Annotated in this window: 4 protein-coding genes; 1 reads left to right on the top strand and 3 read right to left on the bottom strand. The window is 60.4% G+C overall.

Features of this window, described 5'->3' with window-relative positions; translation table 11 throughout:
• Together VN623_RS02565 and VN623_RS02560 are read right to left on the bottom strand one after the other, a co-directional pair.
• Window positions 1-524 (bottom strand): Wzz/FepE/Etk N-terminal domain-containing protein (locus tag VN623_RS02565; RefSeq protein WP_325567809.1); only part of this gene is annotated, 524 nt, incomplete at its 3' end.
• Window positions 525-688: 164 nt separating this feature from the next.
• Window positions 689-1,060: a hypothetical protein gene (locus tag VN623_RS02560; protein WP_325567807.1), complete on the bottom strand. Its 372-nt coding sequence runs from the start codon at window positions 1,058-1,060 to the stop codon at window positions 689-691.
• Between the two features lie 193 nt (window positions 1,061-1,253).
• Here VN623_RS02560 and VN623_RS02555 point away from each other — a divergent pair, with 193 nt between their 5' ends.
• Window positions 1,254-2,222 carry a D-glycerate dehydrogenase gene (locus tag VN623_RS02555; protein ID WP_325567805.1) on the top strand — a complete coding sequence of 323 codons (969 nt, stop codon included), beginning with the start codon at window positions 1,254-1,256 and terminating at the stop codon, window positions 2,220-2,222.
• A gap of 186 nt (window positions 2,223-2,408) precedes the next feature.
• Here VN623_RS02555 and VN623_RS02550 read toward each other — a convergent pair.
• The coding region (locus tag VN623_RS02550) for an amidase family protein (protein ID WP_325567803.1) at window positions 2,409-2,921 on the bottom strand (513 nt) is incomplete at its 5' end.

Raw genomic sequence — 2,921 nt, 5'->3', positions numbered from 1 at the left:
GCGTTGGCGATGCGCGCTGCCTTCACCGGATCTTTCGACGAGAAACGAATGCTGAGCAGCAGCGTATTGCGAATACGCGAGACGGTGAGGTTATCCGAAACCGCCGCTTGCGTATCCGTTTGGGGCGGCGAGTGGAATCTCAGCACTCGGTCAATCAGTGCCGCGGGCCAGCGACGCGCGAATTCCGGATCTTTGTTCAGGCCGAGCGTGTCGATGACATGATCAACGATGGGTCCTGAGCGCAGCCTATCCATTTCGCTTTCCAGCGCACGACTGTCGATATCCTGTATTGAGCTTGCGGAAGCCGCCGGTACCGGCAATTTCTGGCGCGCATCGATTTGGATCGTTACCGACGCTTCATAGCGATCGGGTAACAGCAGTACGATGCCGGACGCACATAGCGCGAACAGGACCGGCAGAGCCGCAATGGCCCTGATGCGCTTCAGGACAGCGCGGCGGACGTGCGCGAAGCGCGGGGCTCTGCCGCCGGAGTGCTTTGCTGATTTGCGACCTTGATTGTCCATCTGTCCGCAACGCTCGAGCAGCGCCGTCGCGCTGCCATCGTCGGGTGGTCGCTACATCACGCGGCCGAACCGATTCGTCCGGTCCGATTGTCGGGGTGAAAGATGAACAGGGCGTTGTGCGTGAAAATGTTCTTAAGGCGTCGGGTCGAGCGACGTGGGCGTCGTCAGTACGTCGACAGCGTCGCCAGTCCGTCGCGAAGATCGTAGGCGCAGCGCGCACGCGCTTCTCCGGCACCAGTCAGGATCAGATTGGGGTGGCGAAACCGTTCGTCCCATCTGGGGTTTTGCGTATCCCAGATCGCGACGTCGAGACCGGGATTTCCGATCAGGACCTCGGCTTCCGAATCCGAACCCCATAGATCGGTCGTACCGGCTGCGGTATGGACCGTCTTCGCGGATTGCTTGCGGCAGACCTCGATGGCGCGCTCGCGATAGGCTTCGATCAGCACCTCGCCCGTGACGGAGCGGTACATCCGGTCCTGGGTCCACACCTTCAGGCCGGCAAGAAGTACCAAACCGATGACGACAATGCGCATGGATAGCCCGCACTCGAACGAGGCGCGAAGAGGCTGCCTCGAAGCGCATTTTGCGCCGGACGTGGTGAAGAAAGAGTTGCCGGCCGCTTGGTTGCGGCGCAACGCCTAGGGGCTGCGGACTTGTCAGGCCCGCTGCGGTGGGGCACAAGCGATGCCTGCGATCAATGTCGGATGTCCGGAGAGTCTTGCTCAAATGTCAAAAAAGAAAATCCTCATTACTTGGCCTCTGCCTGAAGCCGCTATGGCCCGCGCTCGGGCGACCTACGATGTTATCGCCCATGGGGACGATCCGAAAATTACGATCGATGAACTGCTCGCAACGGCAAAGACGGTCGATGCGCTGCTCATCACACTCAACGAAAAATGCCGGAAGGACGTCATCGACAAGATGCCGGACAACATCAAGTGCATCTCGACGTACTCAATCGGGTTCGACCACATCGATCTCGAAGCCTGCAAGGCGCGGGGAATCAAGGTTGGCAACGCGCCGCACGGCGTTACCGCGGCGACGGCCGAAATTGCCATGCTGCTGCTTCTTGGTTCGGCGCGGCGTGCGTCGGAAGGTGAGCGCATGATCCGCACGCGTTCGTGGCCGGGTTGGCAGCCATTGCAACTTGTCGGCCAGCGTCTCGATGGCAAGAAGCTCGGCATCTACGGCTTCGGTAAGATTGGGCAGGCGTTGGCGCAGCGGGCCCGCGGCTTCGAAATGGAAATCCATTATTACGATATCTACCGGCAGCCTCCGGAGAAGGAGAAGGCTCTTGGCGCGATCTATCACGACTCGCTCGACAGCCTGCTCTCGGTGTCGCAGTTCTTCTCGATCAATGCGCCGCTGACGCCGGAAACGCGCCACTTCTTCAACAAGGCCACCATCGAAAAGCTGCCGCAAGGCGCCATCGTCATCAACACGGCGCGCGGCGATCTCGTCAACGACGAGGACATGATCGCAGCGTTGAAGTCGGGACGGCTCGCCTATGCCGGGCTCGATGTCTTCGCAGGCGAGCCGAAGATCAACGAAGGTTATTACGACCTGCCGAACACGTTCCTGTTCCCGCATTTGGGTTCGGCGGCGATCGAAGCGCGCAATCAGATGGGCTTTGAATCTCTCGACAACATCGACGCGTTCTTTGCCGGTAAAGAGATGCCCTTCAAGCTGGCGTAGAGAAGCGCCAAGACTCCGAAAATATCTTTCAGGTCCGTCGCTCACGCGGCGGACCTTTTTCATTTTTCTAAGTGCCCCAATTCACGTCACGGCCGCACTTCGGAGCGGCCATGCAGGGAGAAAATGAGCGCGGCCCCTGGATGGCCGGGTCAAGCCTGGCCATGACGTGAAGGGTCGGCAAAGATTTCAGTTTTTACGTGCCCGTTCGCGCATGAGCCACGTCGCGGCACTGAGCAAGCCGGCGTCCTCACCGCGAGCGCCGACGAGCTGCACGCCGACCGGAAGGCCGCGGACTTCGAGCAGCGGCAGCGAAATGCACGGCATCCCCAGATAGGTCCACAATGCATTGAACATCGGACTGCCTGTCGCCTCAAGACCGTGTAGCGCCGGGCCAGGCGCGGCGGGCGTCAGGATGGCATCGTGATTGACGAGGACCGGCCGCAAAGCATCGTACAGCTGTTCGCGTTCGGCTCGCGCGGCGGCGTAGTCCGCGGCGGAAAAGGTCCGTCCTTCGGCAATGATCTCCTTGAGCTTCGTCGAGACGCGATCGGGATTAGCGTCGGCGATTGGGCCGTAGTTGCGCGCAATATCTGAAAATTGCACGATTTCCTGCAGGCGAAGGCTGCCGTCGAAATCGGAAGGAAGCGGCGTTTCCACGACCTCGGCATGGGCGCCGAAGCCATTGGCAAAGGCTTCGAA

The organism is Hyphomicrobium sp. (assembly GCF_035572195.1).
GTDB lineage: Bacteria > Pseudomonadota > Alphaproteobacteria > Rhizobiales > Hyphomicrobiaceae > Hyphomicrobium_B.
The sequence above is the reverse complement of the archived record's forward strand: the minus strand, read 5'-3'. Positions and strand labels throughout refer to the sequence as shown.